General features: G+C 41.8%; 17 protein-coding genes and 2 pseudogenes. 8 read left to right on the top strand and 11 right to left on the bottom strand.

The window, feature by feature from the left end; all coding sequences use genetic code 11:
- Positions 1–25 precede the first annotated feature (25 nt).
- Positions 26–1,213 (top strand): TRC40/GET3/ArsA family transport-energizing ATPase, encoded by a 1,188-nt coding sequence (locus V7K41_RS03530; RefSeq protein WP_334845752.1) that lies wholly within the window; start codon positions 26–28, stop codon positions 1,211–1,213.
- Between the two features lie 255 nt (positions 1,214–1,468).
- Complete coding sequence (locus V7K41_RS03525; RefSeq protein WP_334845751.1) at positions 1,469–4,777, top strand: GAF domain-containing protein; 3,309 nt, start codon at positions 1,469–1,471, stop codon at positions 4,775–4,777.
- 180 nt (positions 4,778–4,957) lie between these two features.
- Here V7K41_RS03525 and V7K41_RS03520 read toward each other — a convergent pair whose 3' ends face one another.
- From V7K41_RS03520 to dnaN, 3 genes are all read right to left on the bottom strand, one after another.
- Positions 4,958–6,400 carry an SAM-dependent methyltransferase gene (locus tag V7K41_RS03520; RefSeq protein WP_334845961.1) on the bottom strand — a complete coding sequence of 481 codons (1,443 nt, stop codon included), beginning with the start codon at positions 6,398–6,400 and terminating at the stop codon, positions 4,958–4,960.
- A complete protein-coding gene (locus V7K41_RS03515; RefSeq protein ID WP_334845750.1) occupies positions 6,397–7,059 on the bottom strand; it encodes a restriction endonuclease in 663 nt (220 codons plus the stop codon). Before V7K41_RS03515 ends, V7K41_RS03520 begins: the two co-directional genes overlap by 4 nt.
- A gap of 210 nt (positions 7,060–7,269) precedes the next feature.
- The gene (gene dnaN / locus V7K41_RS03510) at positions 7,270–8,433 is read right to left on the bottom strand and encodes a DNA polymerase III subunit beta (RefSeq protein WP_334845749.1); all 1,164 of its coding nucleotides are present in this window, start codon (positions 8,431–8,433) and stop codon (positions 7,270–7,272) included.
- Between the two features lie 225 nt (positions 8,434–8,658).
- Between dnaN and V7K41_RS03505 the strand changes: the two genes are divergently transcribed.
- On the top strand, positions 8,659–8,916 hold the full coding sequence (locus V7K41_RS03505) for an AMIN domain-containing protein (protein WP_334845748.1): 258 nt from the start codon (positions 8,659–8,661) through the stop codon (positions 8,914–8,916).
- Positions 8,917–9,010: 94 nt separating this feature from the next.
- Here V7K41_RS03505 and V7K41_RS03500 read toward each other — a convergent pair whose 3' ends face one another.
- From V7K41_RS03500 to dnaA, 4 genes and pseudogenes are all read right to left on the bottom strand, one after another.
- Entirely contained in the window at positions 9,011–9,880 is an 870-nt protein-coding gene (locus V7K41_RS03500; protein ID WP_334845747.1) for an aldo/keto reductase family oxidoreductase, read from the bottom strand.
- A gap of 40 nt (positions 9,881–9,920) precedes the next feature.
- Positions 9,921–10,142 (bottom strand): annotated as a pseudogene (locus V7K41_RS03495) (DsbA family protein); the annotation flags it as partial.
- 1 nt (position 10,143) lies between these two features.
- Positions 10,144–10,416, bottom strand: a pseudogene (locus V7K41_RS32795) (histidine kinase); the annotation flags it as partial.
- Positions 10,417–10,948: 532 nt separating this feature from the next.
- Positions 10,949–12,331, bottom strand: a complete 1,383-nt coding sequence (gene dnaA / locus V7K41_RS03485) for a chromosomal replication initiator protein DnaA (protein ID WP_334845746.1) — start codon at positions 12,329–12,331, stop codon at positions 10,949–10,951.
- Between the two features lie 285 nt (positions 12,332–12,616).
- On the opposite strand from dnaA, the gene V7K41_RS03480 reads away from it, so the two are divergent.
- Complete coding sequence (locus V7K41_RS03480) at positions 12,617–13,858, top strand: HhoA/HhoB/HtrA family serine endopeptidase (RefSeq protein ID WP_334845745.1); 1,242 nt, start codon at positions 12,617–12,619, stop codon at positions 13,856–13,858.
- 155 nt (positions 13,859–14,013) lie between these two features.
- Entirely contained in the window at positions 14,014–14,544 is a 531-nt protein-coding gene (gene def, locus V7K41_RS03475; RefSeq protein ID WP_334845744.1) for a peptide deformylase, read from the top strand.
- 110 nt (positions 14,545–14,654) lie between these two features.
- On the opposite strand, the gene V7K41_RS03470 is transcribed toward def, so the two are convergent.
- Positions 14,655–16,346 carry an NAD-binding protein gene (locus V7K41_RS03470; protein WP_334845743.1) on the bottom strand — a complete coding sequence of 564 codons (1,692 nt, stop codon included), beginning with the start codon at positions 16,344–16,346 and terminating at the stop codon, positions 14,655–14,657.
- A gap of 239 nt (positions 16,347–16,585) precedes the next feature.
- Between V7K41_RS03470 and V7K41_RS03465 the strand changes: the two genes are divergently transcribed.
- On the top strand, positions 16,586–17,686 hold the full coding sequence (locus V7K41_RS03465; protein WP_334845742.1) for a D-alanine--D-alanine ligase family protein: 1,101 nt from the start codon (positions 16,586–16,588) through the stop codon (positions 17,684–17,686).
- A gap of 200 nt (positions 17,687–17,886) precedes the next feature.
- Positions 17,887–18,537: a hypothetical protein gene (locus V7K41_RS03460; protein WP_334845741.1), complete on the top strand. Its 651-nt coding sequence runs from the start codon at positions 17,887–17,889 to the stop codon at positions 18,535–18,537.
- Positions 18,538–19,280: 743 nt separating this feature from the next.
- Here V7K41_RS03460 and V7K41_RS03455 read toward each other — a convergent pair.
- From V7K41_RS03455 to V7K41_RS03445, 3 genes are all read right to left on the bottom strand, one after another.
- Positions 19,281–20,213 (bottom strand): alpha/beta fold hydrolase, encoded by a 933-nt coding sequence (locus V7K41_RS03455; RefSeq protein WP_334845740.1) that lies wholly within the window; start codon positions 20,211–20,213, stop codon positions 19,281–19,283.
- 19 nt (positions 20,214–20,232) lie between these two features.
- Positions 20,233–20,739, bottom strand: a complete 507-nt coding sequence (locus V7K41_RS03450) for a DUF4112 domain-containing protein (RefSeq protein WP_334845739.1) — start codon at positions 20,737–20,739, stop codon at positions 20,233–20,235.
- Between the two features lie 87 nt (positions 20,740–20,826).
- Positions 20,827–21,726: a YihY/virulence factor BrkB family protein gene (locus V7K41_RS03445; RefSeq protein WP_334845738.1), complete on the bottom strand. Its 900-nt coding sequence runs from the start codon at positions 21,724–21,726 to the stop codon at positions 20,827–20,829.
- Positions 21,727–21,858: 132 nt separating this feature from the next.
- Here V7K41_RS03445 and V7K41_RS03440 point away from each other — a divergent pair, with 132 nt between their 5' ends.
- Positions 21,859–22,332: a hypothetical protein gene (locus tag V7K41_RS03440; RefSeq protein WP_334845737.1), complete on the top strand. Its 474-nt coding sequence runs from the start codon at positions 21,859–21,861 to the stop codon at positions 22,330–22,332.
- Positions 22,333–22,353: the final 21 nt, after the last annotated feature.

Genomic DNA, 22,353 nt, shown 5'->3' with positions numbered 1-22,353 from the left:
ATCCTCAGGCAGGACAGAAGCATCTATGCGTGTAATTTTGATGACTGGTAAAGGCGGTGTGGGCAAAACTTCCGTCGCTGCTGCAACTGGACTCCGTTGTGCAGAACTCGGCTATCAGACATTGGTTTTAAGTACAGATCCCGCCCATTCCCTAGCAGACAGTTTTGACATGGAAATGGGACATACACCCCGAAAAATTCGCCCAAATCTGTGGGGTGCAGAACTAGATGCGCTGCAAGAACTGGAGGGAAACTGGGGTGCTGTGAAACGTTATATTACCCAAGTTTTACAGGCAAGAGGTTTAGACGGCGTACAGGCGGAAGAATTGGCAATTTTACCAGGCATGGATGAGATTTTTGGCTTGGTAAGGATGAAGCGTCATTACGATGAAGGTGAGTTTGATGTCTTAATTATCGACTCAGCTCCCACTGGCACAGCACTCCGCTTGTTGAGTTTACCTGAAGTCGGTGGCTGGTATATGCGCCGTTTTTACAAACCATTTCAAAACATCTCGGTGGCACTTCGACCTCTGGTTGAACCTTTTTTTAGACCAATTGCTGGTTTTTCGCTACCTGATAAAGAGGTAATGGATGCACCTTATGAGTTTTATGAACAAATTGAATCTCTGGAAAAAGTATTAACAGATAATACTCAAACCTCAGTGCGTCTGGTAACTAATCCCGAAAAAATGGTGATTAAAGAGTCTCTTCGCGCCCATGCTTATCTAAGTTTGTATAACGTTGCAACAGATTTAGTAGTGGCTAATCGCATTATCCCAAGCGAAGTCCAAGATCCTTTTTTCCAACGTTGGAAGGAAAGTCAGGAGCAATATCGCCGGGAAATTCATGATGATTTTCACCCTTTGCCTGTGAAAGAAGTTCCCCTTTTTTCTGAGGAAATGTGCGGATTAGCTTCATTAGAACGCCTGAAAGAAACTCTTTATAAAGATGAAGATCCGACTCAGGTTTATTACAAAGAAACAACTCTTAGAGTAGTGCAAGAAGAAAACCAATACAGCTTAGAACTTTACTTACCTGGTATCCCTAAAGACCAAGTTCAACTCAGTAAAACTGGAGACGAATTAAACATTACTATTGGCAACCATCGTCGTAACTTAGTTTTGCCACAAGCCTTAGCAGCACTACAACCAGGTGGAGCAAAGATGGAAAATGACTATCTAAAAATCCGCTTTGCTGACAACACAAGAGTTTAATTTTGTTGAACGTTACTCTGTCAACAAAAAGTTAAAACTAAAAAGCAAGAATTTTCTCTTGTACCTAGTACAGACGCAACTTTTTTAGCGTCTTTTTTTATGATTTTTTGGTGAACTTTGATAAAAGGCAAATAAATATTTTTACTAGTGATTTGACCGTAGTTTTACTGAAGACAAAATGATGAAATAAATTTCACAATGTCTTTAGATTTAATTATGTCAATTTTCAAATTATTAATTTATTTTGCTATAACAATGACCTCTAATCCTGAACAAAATTTGCCTTTATATTGCGATGAAGAAAGTTTACTACGCCGCATTACAAACCGTATCCGACGAAGCTTAGAGTTGGAAGAAATTATCACAGTGACAACGGCAGAGGTGCGATCGCTATTAAAAACCGATCGAGTGATGATTTACAAATTTCATCCTGATGATAGTGGTCAAGTGATTGCTGAGTCAATTTATGAAAATCATTTGCCATCACTACTAGGACTGAATTTCCCTGCTGATGATATTCCACCCACCGCCCGTGAACTATTTATCAAATCACGCGTGCGTTCTGTTGTAAACGTTGATACTAAAGAAATTGGTCAAATTCACCTGCGTGATTTGGATAATGGAGAAACTATATCAGAGGAGATCCGTTACCGTCCTGTAGACCCCTGTCATATTGAATATCTAACGGCAATGGGGGTAAAATCTTCTGTAGTAGCGCCTATTCTCTATCAAGATCAACTTTGGGGGCTGCTGGTGTCTCATAATTCTGAAGCGCGTTTAATTTCAGAATATGAACTAGAAGCAATACAAATGGTAGTCGAGCAGCTATCAATAGCGATCGCTCAAAGTATCCTCCTCACTCAAGTCCGCACAACAGCCGAACGAGAAGCGATCGTTAATCGCATTTCTACCCTACTGCATTCACTGCCGACGATTGTCTTACAACCAGCACTAGAAGCGGCTGTTGCTGCCTTTGATGGTGTTGGTGGTAGGCTTTGCATCAGAAATGCAGGTTTTGATTTTCACAATGGCAACGTGACCAGCTTAACAGAATGCTTAATACCAGGAAATACTTGTATCAAGCTTTATATCTGTGGACAGCAACCTGTAATGCCAGAACAAACCATATATCCACTCATAGAGCAGTATAGTGTCTGGCAGGAACACTACAAGTCAGGTAACTACGATGTTTGGGCAATTTTAGATATATATAAAATTTCTGACTTGCGAACTTTGCAAGTTGCTTTTCAACCAACTAAAATTCGCAGCATGTTGATGATCCCACTCCAGTATCGTCAGCAGTTGCTGGGTTACTTAAGTATTTTCCGCAATGAAGTAGATACAGAAACCCTGTGGGCGGGGCAGTATGACAGCGATCAAAGGCAAGTGTACCCCCGACAATCCTTTGAGGTTTGGCGCGAATCTAAAAAAGCACAAGCTCAAAAATGGACGGTTGAAGAAATTGAACTGGCTAGAAACCTGAGTAAACACTTTGCTTCTGCAATTCAGCAGTATGAATTATACCAACAAGTACAAGTCTTCAATGAAAATTTAGAAAAACAAGTTAAAAGACGCACAATTGAGTTACAACGGACAGCTGAACAAGAACAGGCTGTGTTTAAAGTTATTGCCGAAATTCGGGAATCTCTGGATACAAATACGATTTTTCAAACCACTACTAAAGAAGTTTGTCAATTAATCAAAGCCGATCGCGTTTCTGTTTATCGTTTCGATTCTAATTGGGGTGGTGAATTTGTCGGAGATTTCGAGGCTGCTAGTCCATATTGGTCGAATGAGTCCGAACTAGGTATTAATACAATTTGGAATGACACTTACTTACAAGACACACAAGGAGGACGTTATCGCCACAATGAAACATTTGCGGTCGATGACATCTACAATATGGGGTTTGCTCAGTGTCATATCGACAATTTAGAGCAGTTTCAAATTCATGCTTTTGTGCTTGCTCCGATTTTTGTTGGGCAAAAACTTTGGGGTTTACTAGCAACTTATCAACACACTGGCCCCCGGCAATGGAAAACTTCTGAAGTTAACTTTCTCAGTCAGATTGCCGCCCAAATGGGCGTAGCACTCCAGCAAGCTGATTTACTCTCTCAGACACAACAACAGACATTAGATTTGCAACAAGCAACAGAACAACAACGGGTATTGTTTGAAGTTGTGGCGAAAGTTAGAGAATCTCTCGATCTAGATGCGATTTTTCAGACAACCACCCAAGAAATTTGTAAATCATTACAAGCAGATCGAGTTGCAGTCTACCGCTTCGAGGCTGATTGGAGTGGTGAATATATCGCCGAGTTTGTGGATGATAACTGGTTAAAGCTAGTAAGTTCTGATACTAATACAGTTTGGCAAGATAGCTATTTACAGGAAACTCAAGGTGGGCGATATCGTCACAATGAAACCTTTGTAGTCGATGACATCTATAAAGTTGGCCACTCTCAATGCCATGTTACGGCTTTAGAGCAAATTCAAGCAAGAGCTTATGCGATCGCACCTATATTTATCGGGCAACAGCTATGGGGCTTGCTAGCAGCTTACCAGAATTCTGCACCCCGCCATTGGGAAGCCTCAGAAATTAAGTTTATTACTCAAATTGCCAATCAGCTTGGGGTTGCACTCCAACAAGCTCAATTACATAATCAAACCAAAGAGCAGACCCAAAAGCTAGCTCAAGCTTTGCATGATTTAAAGCAAACTCAAACCCAACTGATCCAAACTGAGAAAATGTCCTCATTAGGTCAACTAGTAGCTGGTGTTGCTCACGAAATTAATAACCCCGTGAACTTCATTTATGGCAACATCAATCATGTCAATGATTACACCCAAGATTTACTCAGTATCCTAGACCTCTATTTCCAAAATACTCCCAACCCTAGTCCTGAGATTAGCGATCGCGCCTTCGAGATCGACTTAGAATTTATCATAGAAGATTTGCCCAAAACTCTATCTTCCATGAAAATTGGGGTCGATCGCATCCGTCAGATTGTCTTGGGTTTACGGAACTTCTCTCGCCTTGACGAAGCAGAAAAAAAACCAGTTGATATTCATGAGGGCATTGATAGCACCTTGCTAATTTTGCAGCATCGTTTGAAAGCAAAACCAGAAAGTCCGGCAATTAAAGTAGTCAAAGAATATACTAACCTTCCTTTAGTAGACTGCTATGCTGGCCCACTAAATCAGGTATTTATGAATGTTTTAAGCAATGCGATCGATGCTTTAGAAGATTATACGGAATCTCAATCAAAACCTCATAGCAGTCAAATTACTATCCATACTGCTTTTGGAGAACTTGAAGACAATATCAAGAGTGTAGTCATTCGCATTGCAGACAATGGGCCAGGAATACCCGAAGCTCTCAGAGCAAGAATCTGCGATCCCTTTTTCACAACTAAGCCAGTGGGAAAAGGCACTGGCTTGGGGTTGTCAATTAGTTACCAGATTGTCGTAGATAAACATGGTGGTGTGTTTAGATGTGATTCTCAGCCGGGGTTAGGTACAGAATTTTGGATTGAAATTCCGATTAGACAAATTAGTCATTAGTCATTGGTCATTGGTCATTTGTCATTTGTCATTGGCAAAGACTTTTACCTTTAACTGAAGCGTATTACCGATCTCCAAATTTTTGAAGAAGTTGGGGATCTAAATCAGGGTTAAATGATATTTCATCCTACAGTAATTGGATTTTTATGACAAGCAATAATTGTATTGCTAAACAGCACATTATAATACTAACTTTGCTAAAGCTGCCAAGTTTAAGCTATTTAAAATAGTAGACTTAATTGGACGTTTTTCGTCCCAAAATATTAGAGATAAATAAAAATCTTTTGCTAATGAAGAAGTTAAAAGCTTATATGATTCGTATGCACTTTTCTCATCAAAAAAGCTGAGAAAGTAAACAGTATCATCAAAAATAGGAGGCTTTTCATTTATTTGACCAATTAATCTAAAACTTAATTTTTTATAAAGTCCACAGATTGCTATTTTCCAAGGTGCAAAAGTATATGAGCCAACACCAAAAATAGAGAATCTGGGGCTATTTTGATAAATCTTACTTTTCCTATTATTTAAAAGACTTTCATGCTTTTCTAAATATGCCCATGTTTTAGGTGCTAAATCTTTTATAAATTCAGTAGACTCGCCAACAAAACTTTGAGTAACTAAAATATATCGATCAGTAGCTTTTGTTTTATTTTGGGCAACAGAAGAACCTTTAACTAAAGGGAAAATATAAGTTTCTTCGAGTTCATAAGATTCTCCTAGCCCGTTTATAAAATAGTCATTATTTTTGCGAAATTCCATGACGCTAGCGCAATCATGCTTAATACCAGAACGCCATTTTGTTTTTGATTGCTTATTGTATAAGCTTTGTACTTTTTTAAATGTAATCAAATCCCTAACAAGAATATTATTTAAATAGCCTATACGAGAGCAAACTGAGCTTTCAAGACTATCAAATACATCACAATAATATTTTTGGGAGTTGGAATCAAATTTACAGAAAAATAAGCAAGCTTCAACAGCAGCATCAAAATATTTCTTAGAATCTATCTTATAAACTGCACAGTAAGCAAGATTTAGCTTTTCCGAATAGATATAATTTAAAATTTTTCTAGAAACCGAAGTTTTACAAAGCACCGCTAGATAACTGTTATGCTTCTGTAAGTATTGTACAAACTGTATGAGCATCCATTCTGATATATCAAAATTACTTTTTCCCGTAATTGCATCTAAACCAGTATGATTTTGAAAATTGCTCTTTTTAGGCAAATTTACGCCCCCAATACTACCCTGTTGTGAGTTTGTTACCCAAGGTAAATTACCAAGCACTAATATTTCTTCATTTGATTCACCTATTAGTGATAACCAATCTACTTGAAAAAAATCCTCACATTTAATTTCAATCCTTTGGTCATGTAAAAACTTTTCTTCTTCTAGAATCTGTCTAAAGTAATCAAGGTTTAATTCAATTCCTAAAATTTTTTTTGCTGAGTCAAAACAAGATGAAGCAGCTTCAACAAAATTTCCTATTCCACAAGTAGGCTCAATTATAATATGTGGCTTAACACCAAGCTCTACTAGCTTTTTACATACCTGATCGGCTAATTCTATCGGCGTTTGAAAATCGCCGTATTCTACTTTAAGTTTCTGAACAGTACGCATCAGGGATTAGCTCTATAAACGGTAATTATACCTTTTTCTTGACCAGTACGTTCTATCACTCTCCCATACTGAAGTCGCCATTGTAAAGCATTGGAAATCGTTAAAAATCCCTGTAAAGGTGGATTTCTCAATATTTCATTCGCGATGTTACTTGCTTCAAGTTCGTCAACAGGCAAATTGCGGTCGAGCATAAAAGCAATTAGGTCATCTTTATTACCTTCGTTCTCTAAAATACTAGAAATTCCACGTGTCATCTGGAAATCTGCGGTTCTTTCAGCACTTACGTAAATCGTATGCAAAATATTCAGAGTAGCCGTGCGGTTTATACTATTATCTGCCTTATCGTAGACAAAGATAAGCAACGAATAGCCAAGCCCAAAAATTTTTTGGCGTGCAGATTTGAATGGGCATGATGATTGTGGTTGTCTAACACTTGTTACCTTCATATCTATAAGCAACCCCGGAAAATCAATACCACTCGCAGAGTTGCCTTGTATGAAATCGTACTTAGCTTTTAAGTAAAGTCGAAATTTCTGTTCCAGGTAAGTTCCGACAGCTTTTCCATCAGTAACACCATACAGCAGAGGTTCTGGATGCTGAGACTCGGCTAATGAAAATATTTCAGCTTCTAAACAGAGGATTTCTGCTGTCAAAATCGGCATAGGTAAAGGAAAACACAGGATTAAACACCATATTTTATATTATTGACAAACTTCTCACTCTTGTGGAATGAATCAGCCCTGCCTCCCCGCTTGCGGGGAGGGGATTAAGGGGAGCCAACGCGGTCTTGGGGGTTTCCCCCATGAGCGATTGGCGTGTGGGGTGCAATGACTGTGGGAATCATAACTAATTATGCGGACATGATATCACCTCTAACTTCTAAGTTGCACAGGCATAGCTAAATAGGTCATTTTCAAACCACCCAATGGTGTAAAAATTACTGGAGTTAGGCTTTGATTTAAATGCATTTGAATTTCGGTAGATGGTAATTCTTTTAAGCCTTCCATCAAATATTTAATGTTAAAAGCAATTTCAATATTTTCCCCAGAAATTTGTGCTGGCATTGACTCTCTACCACTGCCTACATCTTGAGCTTCACAAGATAAGGTAATTTCTTGAGCTTCGCTATCAATACTGAGCTTGACAATATTATTTTTTTGATCGGCTAACACAGCAATCCGCTCCAAAGTGCTAACAAATTGTCGCCGTTCAATTGTTACTTGTCGCTCAAATTGGCGCGGAATTAATTGTCGATAAGCAGGATATTGCCCTTCTAATGTGCGACTAGTCAAGCGTTGATTTTGCCATGCAAACACAACTTGACCTTGATCGAAATATAAAGCTACGGGTTCATCTGATGAGGCGCTATGAGCTAGCATTCGTTGGAGTTCGCGTAATGCTCTAGCTGGTACTGTCACTTCTAGTTGACTAGTTCCGCCTAGAGGACGTTCGTTGCTAGTTTCTACTACTGCTAGGCGATGTCCATCGGTAGCTGCAAATTCTAGGGTATCTTGTTTAACTGTTAAATGCACACCGGTGAGTACTTGCTTGGTTTCATCACCACTGGTAGCAAATAATGAACCGCGTAATCCCTCAATTAATGCGGTGGTGGTGAGATGAATTACTTCTGTATTTTCAATTACAGGGAGTTCGGGAAATTCTTCCGGCCCCATTGCTTGGAATTGGTAATGTCCACTCTTAGGTGTGAGTGTGACAATTAAACCTTCCCCACCAGATGTTGCACCTGTCAAGGTTGATTCATCATCGAGAGTGATTTCGCCTTCTGGAAGACGAGAGGTGATGTCTACAAGTAATTTAGCAGGAAGTGCGATCGCACCACTTTGCCATACCTCTGCGTTAAAGCTGGTGCGGATTCCTAAGCTGAGATCGAAGGCTGTTAAGCTTACTTGGTTAGTTTCAGCATCCGCTTGTAACAGTACATTGGCAAGTACTGGATGAGTTGGTCGTGAAGGTACTGCACGGCTAACGAATGAGAGGTTTGTACTGAGATCGCTTTGGGAGCAAACTAATTTCATAAGTCAGATTCAGCTGGTGAAAGATATCCTAACACCCTTATTGTTCAGTATGCGATCGCTAGCGACAAGCAACCATTACTTCAACATTCATCGCCTAGTACTTTTGAACCAACAAAAAGAATTCTGCGATTGAGTAACTTTAAGGTTAAGCAGACTAGCGCGGATTTGCTAGTACAGTCACCATCAACAATCACACTTCTCCCTGCAAGTCAAGTGGTACAAATTATGAATGTTAAAGTTAATGCTACTGATAAGGGTGTAGAGGTGATTTTAGAGACAAATGCGAAAAGTGAACAGTTGCAAGTCACCCCAAAAACTGAAGGTAACTCTTACATAGCAAATATCCTTAATGCTCAGTTACGTTTAGCTACTGGCGATGCATTCCGACAAGAAAAACCAGCCACAGGAATTGCTGAGGTGATTGTTAGTAATGTGGATGCTAATCAATACCTCTGCCAATTTACGAGGGTTCAACGCCTGTAGAAACCTTATGAATACGTCCTAAAGCAGTAAGCTTGGCAAAAATCTGGGTTAATAAAATAGGCTCAGGCAAAATAGGATTGCTATAGACTATTAACTATTCAGCGATCGCGTCCAGGTCGGCAATCGTTTGCGGTGGAAGTTGCAAATCTGCGGCTTTGAGATTCTCGTGCAGATGCTTAACCGATGAGGTTCCCGGAATCAGCAAAATGTTGGAAGAGCGCTGCAACAGCCACGCCAGCGCAACCTGCATCTTGGTAGCTCCGACCGACGCCGCCACCGTGTCCAGTGTCGAGGACTGAAGCGGGTTGAAGCCGCCGAGCGGAAAGAACGGCACGTAGGCGATGCCCTTCCCCGCCAGATCGCCGACTAGCGCGTCGTCCTCGCGGTGGGCGAGGTTATACTGGTTCTGCACACAGACCACCGGCGCGATCGCGCGCGCTTCCTCGACCTGCGCCGCCGTCACATTGCTAAGTCCCAGGTGCCGGATCAGCCCCTGCCCCTGCATCTCGGCGAGCGCGGTGAATTGCTCTGCGATCGACCCCTCGCTCGGCCCGTCCCCCCACCGGCGCAGGTTGACGACATCGAGCGCATCGAGTCCGAGGTTGCTCAGGTTGTCGTGCACCGCTTGGCGAAGCTCGGTCGGACTCTGCGCTGGATTCCACGATGCGTCCGCGCCGCGCACCGCGCCCACCTTGGTGACAATCGTCAGATATTCGGGGTAGGGGTGAAGCGCCTGCCGAATGATTTGGTTGGTGATGTGCGGACCGTAGAAGTCGCTGGTGTCGATGTGATTGATTCCGAGTGCGATCGCTTCGCGCAGAACGGCAACGGCAGCATCCACGTCGCGCGGCGGTCCCCAAACACCCGATCCAGCAAGCTGCATCGCGCCGTACCCTAGACGCTTCAGAGTCACAGAAGTGCCTGGGAGCGTGAAACTACCGCCAAGGTTTACTTGAGCAATCATGTTTTTGTTCCTCCTAAATGTTAATCGGTTTTTGAAAAAATCAATGACTTGTAGTGGTAATGGCCGCCTTCAACTGCTCTATGTTCCAGCGATCGCGATAACGAATTCCATTAATAAACAAAGCTGGGGCAGCCGTTACTCCACTTTGGTATCCACTTTCGATGTCTTGATTGATGCGATCGATATGCACTCGTTTGGATATATCTTGTAAAAGCTGGGAAATATCGAGTCCTAAAACATCGGCATACTCGACAAGATAGCCGCGCAGTCCACAGGTTGCCCTCTTCTAGTAATTGGGGACGCAGTGCGGCAACAGATCGGCGAGCCTCCGTTAGCCCACTGCGAGCCAGATATTGCACGGTATTACTATGTGTTTGTACTGCTTCTGGGTTGGTTGTTGCTAATCGAGAAATGGCTCCCATGTGAACCAGAATACCTGTAAAGGCTTGTGCTAGCGTATCACGAATTTCGCGCGCCATGCGGTTACGTTCCTCTAAAATTGAGGCTGCTTCTGCTCGTTTGCGATCGCCAATATCTACTACTATGGAAAACTAAGTAGAGTTTCTTAGCACTTGGATAGGGTAATAAACCTAATCTCATAGCCAATTACTCACAATCTCTGCATCCTTTGAATAGTCAGCGCAATCCACTTTCAATTTTGCTAACTTACCCTTAATACCCATTGAACCTCACCCCGCCAAGACTGCGCTTATGCTCCTCTCTATTTTTCCTCTCTGTGTTCTTTGCGTCTGGAGTGGTAGCCTACGGCAAGCCTCTGCACATCTACGTTTTTTTTGATCGTTTATTTCTTGAAAATTCCTAAGTTAACTACCTGTGGAAAACTTGTGGAAAAACTTATGTACTTTTCCACAAAGTAATTATACTTAATTAAGTTTTATCTGCAAAATATTAAGTTTTTCAGAGATTTATCCACAAAAAGTAAGATTATTTCCACTATTTAAGTTAAATTTAATCAATTATTAGACGTTACTTAATATTTTCAACTAATTATTCAACCATCAACGCTAACGATCGCACTGCTGGTTGTGGAAAACTTAAAAGAGATCTTCAGGATGGTTTTTGAGAACGGCTGTTCATATTGATGCGATCGCTCAGTTGGCGTAGAGTTTGTACTAAGGTGCGATCGCTCTCTTGAAGTTGGGTAATTTTATCGCAACTATAGATTACCGTTGTATGGTCTTTACCACCAAACTCCTCGCCAATTCTTGGCAAACTCAAGGCCGTGTGTTGGCGCATGAGATACATTCCTAATTGACGCGCCCAGCTAATTTCTCGTCGTCGCGAGTTACTTTTGAGGTCGTCTATTGAAACATCAAAATTATCCGCTACAACCTTTAAAATTGCTTCTGGGGTAGCTGCCATTTTTTCGTTAGGCGGTTCTAAAACTGGTGTAATATTTTCTACCGTCATCGGTAAGCCCCAAATAGAAATATAAGCCACCGCCCGAATTAAAGCTCCTTCTAATTCTCGAATATTAGAAGTATAGTTAGAAGCAATATACTCAATCACATCGCGGGGAAGATTAATATTTTCATCCTCAGCCTTTTTCTGCAAAATTGCCATTCTCGTTTCTAAATCTGGTTTTTGGATATCGGCAATTAAGCCCATAGAAAAACGAGAACAAAGACGTTCTTGCAAGCTAGGAATTTGGTTAGGCGGACGGTCGGAAGCAATGACAACTTGTTTACCAGCTTCATGTAAAGTATTAAAAGTATAAAAAAATTCTTCTTGGGTATATTCCTTCCCTTCCAGAAACTGAATATCATCCACTAATAAAACATCAGCAGCTCGGTAATGCTCTCGAAAACTTTGCATACTATCCTTACGAATGGCTGTAATTAAATCATTCGTAAACTGCTCCGTAGAAACATAAAATATTTTACAATTAGGAAAAATTGCATAGCGATAATGACCAATAGCTTGCATAAGATGAGTTTTACCCAAGCCTACACCACCGCATAAAAATAAAGGATTAAACTCTTTGCCTGGAGATTCTGCAACTGCCAAAGAAGCAGCGTGAGCCATGCGATTGTTGGCACCAACTACAAACCGCGAAAAGACATATTTAGAGTTTAAGTCAGTAGTTTTATGATTGTGATTAGCAACAGCTTCAGAAATACTGCTGGAATTTGGTGATTCCCAAGCAACCTCTCGTTCACTAAAATGAGAAACTTCATCACCTTGAGCAACCGTAATGTAAATTCCCACAGGATGACCGAGAATATCTTGTACTACATGAGCAATGGTATTGATGTAATACTTCTGTAACCAATTACGAGCAAATGGGTTAGGAGTGCGGATAACCAAGCAATTATTTTCTAATCGCTCTGCACTAGCAGTTTTGATCCAAGTTTCAAAGGTAGGTCGGGATAGTTCAAGCTTTAGGCGCTCTAGTACCTGACTCCACAGACTTTCTATGGGAATTTCCATTATCCACCACCTTTGCTGTTAATCGTCACAATAGAAGAGAAAGCACTAATTTAGCATTGAGACACGCTAGACCTAAAATAAGCTTTTAAGTTGTAATCATTTTGGGACATACCCAGTAGGCAAGATCCTAACACCCACTGACCAAACCGAGTGCTGAGTGCTGAGTAAAGCAAAAATTTATCAGAGCTTTAGTACTCAGTATATGCCTCGTCCCTTATTATGAGCGGTCTTTTAACTCAGCACTCAGCACTCAGCACTCTCATTGACACGGAGAAGCAACGACAGATGAAGATAACAAACCATCACTCAGCACCCAAAAAGATTGAAACCAGGGGCTTACCCCAGAGGTTGTGGATGCTCTCATACGGGGTAGCAGTGATGTTCCTGGGGAGCTGCTCTCTTGTACCTGCTAAGACCTTTGATACTCAGCAAGGCGATACTCAAGCCCAAAAAACAACAGAACCTAATCCGGTAATTGTCCCCCCGCAGATTTTTTCTTCGTCTGGAGATCCTAATTTTGTGGTGAAAGTAGTGCAACAGGTGGGACCTGCGGTAGTTCGCATTGATTCTTCCCGAACAATCACTTCTCGTGTACCAGACGAATTTAACGATCCATTTTTCCGGCGGTTTTTTGGAGAGGGAACCCCACAACCTAGACAACGCGTAGAACGCGGTAGTGGCTCTGGATTTATTATTAATTCTTCTGGTCAAATTGTTACCAATGCCCATGTGGTAGATGGTGCTGATAGAGTGACTGTTATACTCAAAGATGGCCGGACTTTTGATGGGAAAGTTTTGGGTGAAGACCCAGTAACAGATGTAGCAACGATCAAAATTAATGCCAACAATCTGCCAACTCTATCTGTGGGTAACTCCGATGCCTTACAACCAGGAGAGGCTGTAATTGCCATTGGTAATCCATTAGGCTTGAATAATACCGTCACTTCTGGAATTATCAGTGCTACAGGGCGTTCTAGTAGCGATATCGGTGCTAGTGACAAGCGGGTTGATTACATCCAAACGGATGCTGCGATTAACCCTGGTAATTCTGGTGGCCCATTGCTCAATGCTCGCGGTCAAGTGATTGCGATGAATACAGCGATTATCCGAGGCGCTCAAGGTTTGGGATTTGCGATACCCATTAATACGGTGCAAAGGATTGCTCAAGAATTAATTGCTAAAGGCAAGGTGGATCATCCTTATTTGGGTGTTCAGATGGTGACATTGACACCAGAAAATAAAGAAAGAATCAAAAATGTCGCAGGCGATCGCTTAAATCTTACAGCAAATGACGGCGTTTTGTTGGTTGAGATTGTGCCGCGATCGCCTGCATCTGTAGCTGGTTTACGAGTTGGTGATGTGATTAAAAGCATTAACAGCCAGCCTGTTACTAAAATTGAAGAAGTACAAAAGCTAGTAGAAAAGAGCAAAATTGGGACTAAATTACCAATAGAAGTGGAACGCAATGGGCAAATTGTCCAAGTAGGAGTTCAACCGGCTCCTTTGCCCGTTAGACGTGAAGGATGATGTTTGTCATTTGTCATTGGTCATTTGTCATTGGTCATTTGTCATTTGTCATTTGTCATTTGTCATTGGTCATTTGAAAATAACTGACATACTCCACTCCCCCAATGCCCCATGCCCTGTTTGGTTAATGCCCCATTATTTAAAGGAGTTTTATCATGAGTGAATTAACGCCAATTATTCAATTAGGCAATCCAACATTGCGCCAAAAAGCTGCTTGGGTTGAAAATATTCAAGATGAGCAAATCCAAAAATTAATTGAAGGCTTAATCGCCACTGTTGCTAAGGCTAACGGTGTGGGAATCGCTGCGCCTCAAGTAGCACAATCTTATCGTTTGTTTATTGTGGCTTCCCGTCCTAATGCCAGGTATCCCAATGCCCCGGAAATGGAACCTACTGCCATGATTAATCCCAAAATCATTGCTCATTCAACTGAAGTTGTCAAAGATTGGGAAGGTTGTTTAAGTGTTCCAGGAATTAGAGGGTTAGTTCCTCGATATCAAGCTATTGAAGTGGAATACACTGACTCTCAAGGCAATTTACAAAAGCAAGAATTAACCGATTTTATCGCTCGGATTTTTCAACACGAATATGACCATCTCGACGGTATTGTATTTGTCGATCGCCTAGAGAATACTCTCGATATGATTACTGAGCAAGAATATCAACAACGAATAGTTAACAAATAAATGGCAGTGGGGAGTGGAGAGTAGTGTATTAATGACAAATGACAAATGACGAATGACAAATGACAAATGACAAATGACAAATGACAAATGACAAATGACAAATGACAAATTTAAGCGTGTGATTCACAAACTTGCTCGCCCCGCCACAATTGATATAGCTGTGTCGCTGGCATAGTCATATATAAAACATCACCTTCACTGAGGTTGGTTTCTAATAAATCCCAGCCATGAAGGGTTTGGTTATTTACTTCTACGTATAAAGGTACGCAATCAGTAGACATTGCTACATTTTTCACCCACTGACCGCAAAAGACGTGTGAAGCTGTAATTACAGTCGCAAAAGCTACCCAAAGACTATCTGCTGTGATGCCATTGCCGAGGATGCGTCCTCCTAGTGCAGCAGCAGCAAAAGCTGGGGCTGCCAGTTCAGCGGGACTCAGTACGGCCTCAAAGCCAAATAGCTGTTGTGCTATGCCAGCAAAATCAGGATCGGCATAATGAACAATCACCGGAATGCTGGGTGTTAAGCCTTTGGCTTTAAGGGCAATTTCCAGATTAGTAGCATCATTGTTAGTAACAGCAAGCACAGCAGCGGCAGACTCTATATTGCTGGCTTTGAGTATTGTGCGGAAGCTGGCATCGCCCTGAATGACAGGAATACCAAGTTCGCGGGCGGTGTTGACATATTTGTTGTTGGAGTCGGGTTCAACTACTACAACTTCATGTCCGTTAGCATGGAGTTGCTGGACAATTCTCACCCCAATACCACTTAAGCCACAGACAATGTAGTGATATCGCTGGGGAATTCGGGCTGCATCCCAAAATTGCTTAAAGCGGCTTCCTAAGACAAAATCGGTAAGCATTGCATACCAAATACCAATCACTACTGCTCCAACCAGCATCATCACAACGGTAAATAACTTAATACTTTTAGGAGCATTTTCTACTACTTTGTCATTACCACCCGCTCCAGTAATCATGCCTACAGAAAAATATAGAGCATCGACAGGAGACAAACTCAACTCAGCCGACATATAGGTGAATGTAGCAATCATAATAACCGCCAATAGTGCAAGAGCACCCAGCAGTACCGATCGCCCGTGTTGCTGAAATAGCCTAAGATTAGTCAAGACTTTCAGCAGTTTTTTAATCAACGATCTCCGAGGAGGACGGATACGGGGTTGAGTGCCAACAATTAAGCGATCGCCTACTTGTATCTTTTGTCCAGATATCACAGCTGACACCAAATCCATCTCACCTTTTACTGGCAAGTAATAAATCAGCATCCGCGATCGTTCTTCCCACAATTCACTCAGTTGTCGGCCCTTCCAGAAGTGGTTTTCATCAATGTATTCTTCGTGAATTGGCCAAGTTTGCTGAAATAATTTGATTTGTCCGATCGCTCGGTTTCCCAGCGCTGCAAACGTGAATACGGGTGCTGCTAATCCGACAACACTCATACTCAAGTGGTCTGGCAAACTTTGATCTAGGCGCTCCCCTAAATTTGTATTATAAAAACGGTTGATAATCCGAATCTGGGGATTCAGCACCCGCGCTTGCATCATAATAGACAAATTCAGAGCATCTTTAGATCCAGTGATTACTAAAGTGTGTGCCTGTTGAATTCCGGCTGCTGTTAGGGTAGAAGCTGCTTGTAAATCGCCAACAATCACATCTCCTGCTGTTTCGCCAGGGATAGATTGGTGATGAATACCAACAACGAAGGCTCCCTGCTGTCTCAGCAACCGAAAGGTTTTATATCCGGTAAGTCCTAAGCCACAAACAATAATTCTGGGTTTCATGAAACGGCAGCATCTTTTACAGGTACGGCTGCATTTCTAGTTAGTTATCCAATATTGTTGCCCACTTTCCTGGAATATAACTGTAGCTGACAACACGATTGTTTCAATTGGAGGCAGGGGGCAGGGGGCAGGGGGCAGGGGGGGCAGGGGGCAGGGGGCAAAAAAATAATATAGAAAAATATGGCAATTTTTGTAGGTTGTGATACGCTATCTGCTTGAGAAGTGTGGAGGAGCCGAAAATGACTAAGCTGCGGGTGGGGTTACTGTTTGGCGGTCGTTCGGGAGAACATGAAGTTTCGATCAACTCAGCACGGGCGATCGCTAAAGCCTTGAGTGCAGAGGAAAATGCTAGTAAGTACGAAATACTGCCTTTTTACATCCAAAAAGATGGTCGCTGGCTGGCGGGAGAAGTACCCCAAAAGGTTTTAGCAACCGGCAGTCCGCTGTTGGAATCGGAAAAATCAACTTCTGAGGGAAATCTCACATCCAACCCTCAAGCCCAAAACCTGAGCAATTGGCAATCTCCCTCTCAAGTTGCCCAAGTGGATGTTTGGTTTCCCATTCTCCACGGCCCCAACGGTGAAGATGGAACAATTCAAGGGTTACTCACCTTGATGCAAGTCCCCTTTGTCGGTTCTGGGGTGTTAGGTTCGGCAATGGGAATGGATAAAATTGCCATGAAAATGGCTTTTGAGCAAGCGGGACTAGCACAGGTAAAATACAAAGCGGTAACTAGAGCGCAGGTTTGGTCTAATCCGTGCGTATTTCCGAAACTGTGTGATGAAATTGAGGCAGCATTAGGTTATCCTGCTTTTGTCAAGCCTGCTAATTTGGGTTCATCAGTGGGTATTGCCAAAGTGCGATCGCGCCCAGAATTAGAAGCCGCTTTAGATAATGCTGCCAGTTATGACCGCCGACTAGTTGTAGAAGCTGGTGTTGTCGCTAGAGAAGTCGAGTGTGCCGTTTTAGGTAACGATCGACCCCAAGCCTCTGTCATTGGAGAGATTACTTATGACAGCGATTTTTATGATTATGAAACGAAATATACTGAGGGTCGGGCAGATTTACTGATACCCGCACAGCTTCCAGATGCGATCGCTCGTCAAATCCAGGATATGGCTTTGCAAGCTTTTGCTGCTGTTGACGCTGCGGGGTTGGCAAGGGTAGATTTTTTCTACGTGGAAGCAACACAAGAAGTTTTGATTAACGAAATCAATACCTTACCAGGCTTTACTGCAACAAGTATGTATCCCCAACTCTGGGCCCATAGTGGAGTTCCCTTTCCAGAATTAGTCGATCGGTTAATTCAACTTGCTCTTGAAAGGCATTCTCCTAGCTGAGAGAAGAAATAAGCGAACTGATTTCAGATTATTACGGCAAAAAGTCATCATAAATACAGAACTTTGGCAAAATTTAGCCAGATTTTGTAGCATCCGTTTTACAAAAAAGTTACTTAAATCTAAATTTTGTTACGGATACCTGATGCTTGACTCCTCAAGTACAATTTATTGACTAGAGGGGTACAAATCTGAAAGTAATCATGGAAAAAAGTCAGAGTGTACAGCGCGAGCGAACCCAATTAAAAAGGGCTACTCCAGAGCTGACAAATAAAAAATCGAGACTAAAAAACAGCTCGAATGTTCTGATATATCTGGTTGCACATCATCCTTGGCTATTGTTAACCGGGTGTTTAGCCATGTTTATGGGAGGTGGTGCCTTTGCCTTATATAGTTTAGGTAATGCTGGGCCTGTGCCACAAGAAGAACCAGAAAAAATCCCAGTTATAGTTGAAGAACCAATCAGTCCGCCCTCTGAGAACAGCAATCCTACACCTTTATGGATGGTAGCTGCGATCGTTCTCAGCTGTGGTGGTGGTTCTTTGCTGATTTTCCGAGTGCTTAACCGCACAAAGCAACCACAAAAAGTTCAAAAACAGGTTAATCGCCATCAGGTACGCTTGGCACAGAAGAATTACCAAAAATTGGAACCACATCTTCCCAAGAGTCAGCCAATTTTTGTGCCACAGCCACAACTAATGCCTCTTATGCAGATGCAACCTAAAACAAAGCATCTAGTAACTGTTCTACCAGCAGAACACAAGCACCACCTGGATACGCGCACAGAACCTTTAGCAGACTTGATGGATCTTCGTAAAAATAGTTCATTGTCTGCTATTTTACGTCAGTATTAATACTACTGTAAAGTAAAATCCTGTTAAATTAACATTTTTTGCCAATTAGCTTGGCTTAGATTCCCGACTTTCTCTAAGAAGTCGGGAATCTTGTTATGTACGAATAATTTCTTTGCTATAGCAGGAGGCAGAAGGCAGGAGGCAGGAGGTAAAACATTACTATTCCTAACATCCACGCTTGTCATTATGTCCTAACCTTTAGTTCGCTTGCTATATATAGCGGTTTAACTGCTTTTAAAAAGTTAGATACGAGCAAATAGGAAATTTAAAAACTTGCCAAAATGGCAACCAGCTTTTGATTAATCAAGTTACATTGTATGAAGATAAACGACTTCAAGGGTTTGATTATCAGGGACTACCACCTAAGCAAATTCCTTTTGTAAAATACTATTTACTCAGTGATTTACAAAAACAAAAAGCTATCTCTAACAATTATTTGCAGAGTATTTATCTCAGTAAATAAATTCAATAATCAGGTTTGGCATTTGCTGCAACAGGAATATTAAATGCGTGTAGGTGTTGTTGAACTACGCATTAGCCCCCAAATAGCGGGTAACGTCTGTATACATTCCTGTTCGCTTCAGCAGCAAATGGTAGAGTGGGAGTTTGAAAGCTGACTGATATGCTTCCTCCCACTCTCTTTTTATCTAATTCGTAATTCGTAATTATTGTTGAAACACTCGCACGTCATTGTGAAGTGTTTTGGTATATTAGAGATGTTACCATCAAAATACGAATTGTCTTTAGAAGTTAGTCTCTTGTAAAAACTTAAGAATCGTTTTATTCAACACCTCAGAAGCCCCAGTTGAGGCATCATGACAGCAGTTAGGTAAAATCTGTAATTTGGAATTGCGGATATGTTGATGTAATTTTTTACCATGACTAGCAGGAAACCAACTATCTTGCTCACCCCACAAAACTAGTGTAGGACACTTAATTGCACTCAGATTATTTTGAATTTTAGTGAGCATATTTGGCTTATTTGCTTGCAAATTCTCAATTTCTCGCGCGGCTATTTGTAACTCTTCAGCAACTTTTGCGATCGTACCAGGTAATTCAGTAAACGGGTAAGTTATCCAATAGATATCTTCCTGTGTCAAGATTGAGGGATCGAATAATACCCCACGTCTTTCTATTGCCATAACTTCTCTAAATAGAGGTGCAAACAGATATGTCAGACGTAAGGAGTCAATTGTTTGTATTACTTCTAGGGGCGTTTGGGCAAGCAACCACATAGACCAATGGGGTAGCTGTTCGGCAAAAACAGGTACGTTTACTACTATAAGCCGTCCGATTAACTGCGGATTTTCTTGAGCAAGAGCAAGGGCAACTAATCCCCCTAGAGATTCGGCTACAATCACTGCGGGTTCATCACATAATGCCTGAATAATTCTTTGAAACTCAATAACTTGATGACCGTTGTGTTCTTTACGAGACAATGGTTTTTCGGAAAAACCAAAACCTTTGGCATCAAAACAAATTACTCGGTAATATTTAGATAATGATGCGACGCTGTGGCGCCAATTGTAGCTCCAACTCCCCATGCCATGTAATAAAATTAACGGTTTACCTCTACCTTTTTCGCCATAAGCAATTTGTACAGGATAGCCTTTAGCATCAGTAATAACTAGATTTTGCCGCCCTTTAGGAAAAGTAGCTTGCCACCAATCTTTCATTCTTTTATCAATAAACAATTTAACCGCCTGTAAAGGCGCTCCACAGGATTCTAATTAGGATCACGGGTAATGCTACTAAGACAATAGAGATTAGCAACAATCCGGCCAAAACAGCAAAGATAAACCACCTGTCTGCACTCTTTTGCTCGCTGGGAAACTTTAAGTATTCTTCCAAGAGCTTGATATTATTAGTGTTAGCTCTCCAGGCAAAATCAAAAAAGTCTCCCAAAACGGGGACAGCGCCTACCAAGCCATCAATGATTACGTTCAAAACCATTTTACCTAGAGTGGCTCTAGATACGCCTAGCCGTGCTGCTTCTAGAATGATGTAGCTAGAAAACATTATTCCCAAAAAATCACCACCAATCGGTATGAGTCCTAAAATTGGATCTAGACCAAAACCAATCTGCGTGCCAGGAATGGTAATAACATTATCCAACAGCCGACTTAACTGACGCAGGCGCTTCAATGTGGGTGCTTTGGCATCAGGTTCAATCATCGAAAATCGAGGAGGAGAATCAGACATAGAGGCGATCGCTAATTTTGTATTGAATCGTTAGATATTTTACTCCCCTACTGAGCTTTTGCAATTATTTTCTCAAGGATTTACGAATTAATATTTCTCTTTCGATTGCGGCTGGGCTTTTAAGCGCATATCTTCGCCGATAGTCACGTTCAACTGATCGCCGATTAACAGAACAGCAGCACTCATTGACAGCCAGAGCATTAAAACTATTACAGCTCCTACAGCACCATATACTTTATTATAATTCCCAAAATTCGCCACATACAGCCGAAATAGGGCAGACAAAATTGCCCAAAAAACAGCTGCTAAAATTGCTCCAGGCATCATTGGCGTGCCTGAGTTCCACTTGCTTGGACCATAGCGATAGACAAAGCCAAAGGCGACAGCGACAATACTTAAAGTTAAAGGCCAGCGTAACAGCAGCCAAAGATGCAACAAAAAGATTAAAGAACTATTTTCGCGTGCTACCATTCCCAATAGCCAATCGCTGGTAAATACTGAGAAAGAAGCCAATATTAAAAGCAACATAGTACCAACTGTTAATCCCAAAGAGACGAGCTTGGCTTTCCAAAAGGGGCGGATGTTTTCTGAAGGAATTTGATGAATTTGATCGAGGGCTGTCATCGCAGTACTCACCGCCCCAGAAGCAGTCCAAATTGCTAATACAAAGCTTAGAGAAAATAAACCACTGTTTTTGGAGTTAGTAATTTCTGTGGTAGCAAAATCACGAATCAGATCCAGGGCTTCTTCAGGTAGGACTTGACTTAGTTGCACCGCCAGTTGTCTAAAGGTGTTTTGTAAAGATTCCGCCAATAAGCCAATAGCTGTAATCAGAGCAAGAATTGCTGGAAACAGCGATAGCATGGCATTGAAGGCGATTTCTGAGGCGAGTCCTAAAAGTCGCCTTTCGATTGTCCTGGAAAAAGTTTTTTTAATCGTGCGCCAATTGAGGTGGCGAAAGAAGCGAAAAAAACGAGGCTTTGGCATAATTTAGAGTTAAAACTAGTTGGGTTTATTAACTACTGTGCTAAATTTTGCGTAGCGATCGCATCTATCTTTCTACCGCAATAATACCGAGTGGGGAGTGGGGCAGAGTTCCTAACTAATGACTATTAATCTATGAATCAAGATTTAACACAACAGTGGTTGACAGAAATCCAGGTAATCAAAGAGCAGATGGCACAGCTACAACACGATCGCGATACGGCTTGGGAAAGTGCCCAAAAATGGCGTCAGCTTTACAACACAGAAGCAGAACAACGCCGCACAGATACCCAACTCTCCCAACAGACCATCGCCTCTCTCAAGGCAGAACTGCATAAACTTCAAGGTTTTGAAATACAGACACTGGCTGCTGGGACACCAGTAGCGATTCAACAAGAAATAGAACAGCTAAAATCTGTGGAAGACTTGCAAGCTAAACTCATCACCGCGATTAAAGAACGCGATCGCCTCTTGCAAGCTTTGAAAACTGAGCAGGACAATCACGCCCAAACTCGCAATAGCCTGACTACTGCCTTGGGTGATGCTATTGATAGCTTGACACGCGAACGAGCAGGGGCAGGGGAGCAGGGGAGCATAAGGGAGAAATAACCAATGCCCAATGCCCTATGT

Source organism: Nostoc sp., from assembly GCF_036917415.1.
Classification (GTDB): domain Bacteria; phylum Cyanobacteriota; class Cyanobacteriia; order Cyanobacteriales; family Nostocaceae; genus Nostoc.
Note: the sequence above shows the minus strand (reverse complement) of the source record. Positions and strands in the feature narration are given on the sequence as shown.

What these genes read in the sequence shown, in the direction of transcription:
- V7K41_RS03530 (WP_334845752.1), top strand. Translation starts at nt 26, where the DNA reads ATGCGTGTAATTTTGATGACTGGTAAAGGCGGTGTGGGCAAAACTTCC.
- V7K41_RS03525 (WP_334845751.1), top strand. Translation starts at nt 1,469, where the DNA reads ATGACCTCTAATCCTGAACAAAATTTGCCTTTATATTGCGATGAAGAA.
- V7K41_RS03515 (WP_334845750.1), bottom strand. Translation starts at nt 7,059, where the DNA reads ATGCCGATTTTGACAGCAGAAATCCTCTGTTTAGAAGCTGAAATATTT.
- dnaN (WP_334845749.1), bottom strand. Translation starts at nt 8,433, where the DNA reads ATGAAATTAGTTTGCTCCCAAAGCGATCTCAGTACAAACCTCTCATTC.
- V7K41_RS03505 (WP_334845748.1), top strand. Translation starts at nt 8,659, where the DNA reads ATGAATGTTAAAGTTAATGCTACTGATAAGGGTGTAGAGGTGATTTTA.
- V7K41_RS03500 (WP_334845747.1), bottom strand. Translation starts at nt 9,880, where the DNA reads ATGATTGCTCAAGTAAACCTTGGCGGTAGTTTCACGCTCCCAGGCACT.
- dnaA (WP_334845746.1), bottom strand. Translation starts at nt 12,331, where the DNA reads ATGGAAATTCCCATAGAAAGTCTGTGGAGTCAGGTACTAGAGCGCCTA.
- V7K41_RS03480 (WP_334845745.1), top strand. Translation starts at nt 12,617, where the DNA reads ATGAAGATAACAAACCATCACTCAGCACCCAAAAAGATTGAAACCAGG.
- def (WP_334845744.1), top strand. Translation starts at nt 14,014, where the DNA reads ATGAGTGAATTAACGCCAATTATTCAATTAGGCAATCCAACATTGCGC.
- V7K41_RS03470 (WP_334845743.1), bottom strand. Translation starts at nt 16,346, where the DNA reads ATGAAACCCAGAATTATTGTTTGTGGCTTAGGACTTACCGGATATAAA.
- V7K41_RS03465 (WP_334845742.1), top strand. Translation starts at nt 16,586, where the DNA reads ATGACTAAGCTGCGGGTGGGGTTACTGTTTGGCGGTCGTTCGGGAGAA.
- V7K41_RS03460 (WP_334845741.1), top strand. Translation starts at nt 17,887, where the DNA reads ATGGAAAAAAGTCAGAGTGTACAGCGCGAGCGAACCCAATTAAAAAGG.
- V7K41_RS03455 (WP_334845740.1), bottom strand. Translation starts at nt 20,213, where the DNA reads ATGAAAGATTGGTGGCAAGCTACTTTTCCTAAAGGGCGGCAAAATCTA.
- V7K41_RS03450 (WP_334845739.1), bottom strand. Translation starts at nt 20,739, where the DNA reads ATGTCTGATTCTCCTCCTCGATTTTCGATGATTGAACCTGATGCCAAA.
- V7K41_RS03445 (WP_334845738.1), bottom strand. Translation starts at nt 21,726, where the DNA reads ATGCCAAAGCCTCGTTTTTTTCGCTTCTTTCGCCACCTCAATTGGCGC.
- V7K41_RS03440 (WP_334845737.1), top strand. Translation starts at nt 21,859, where the DNA reads ATGAATCAAGATTTAACACAACAGTGGTTGACAGAAATCCAGGTAATC.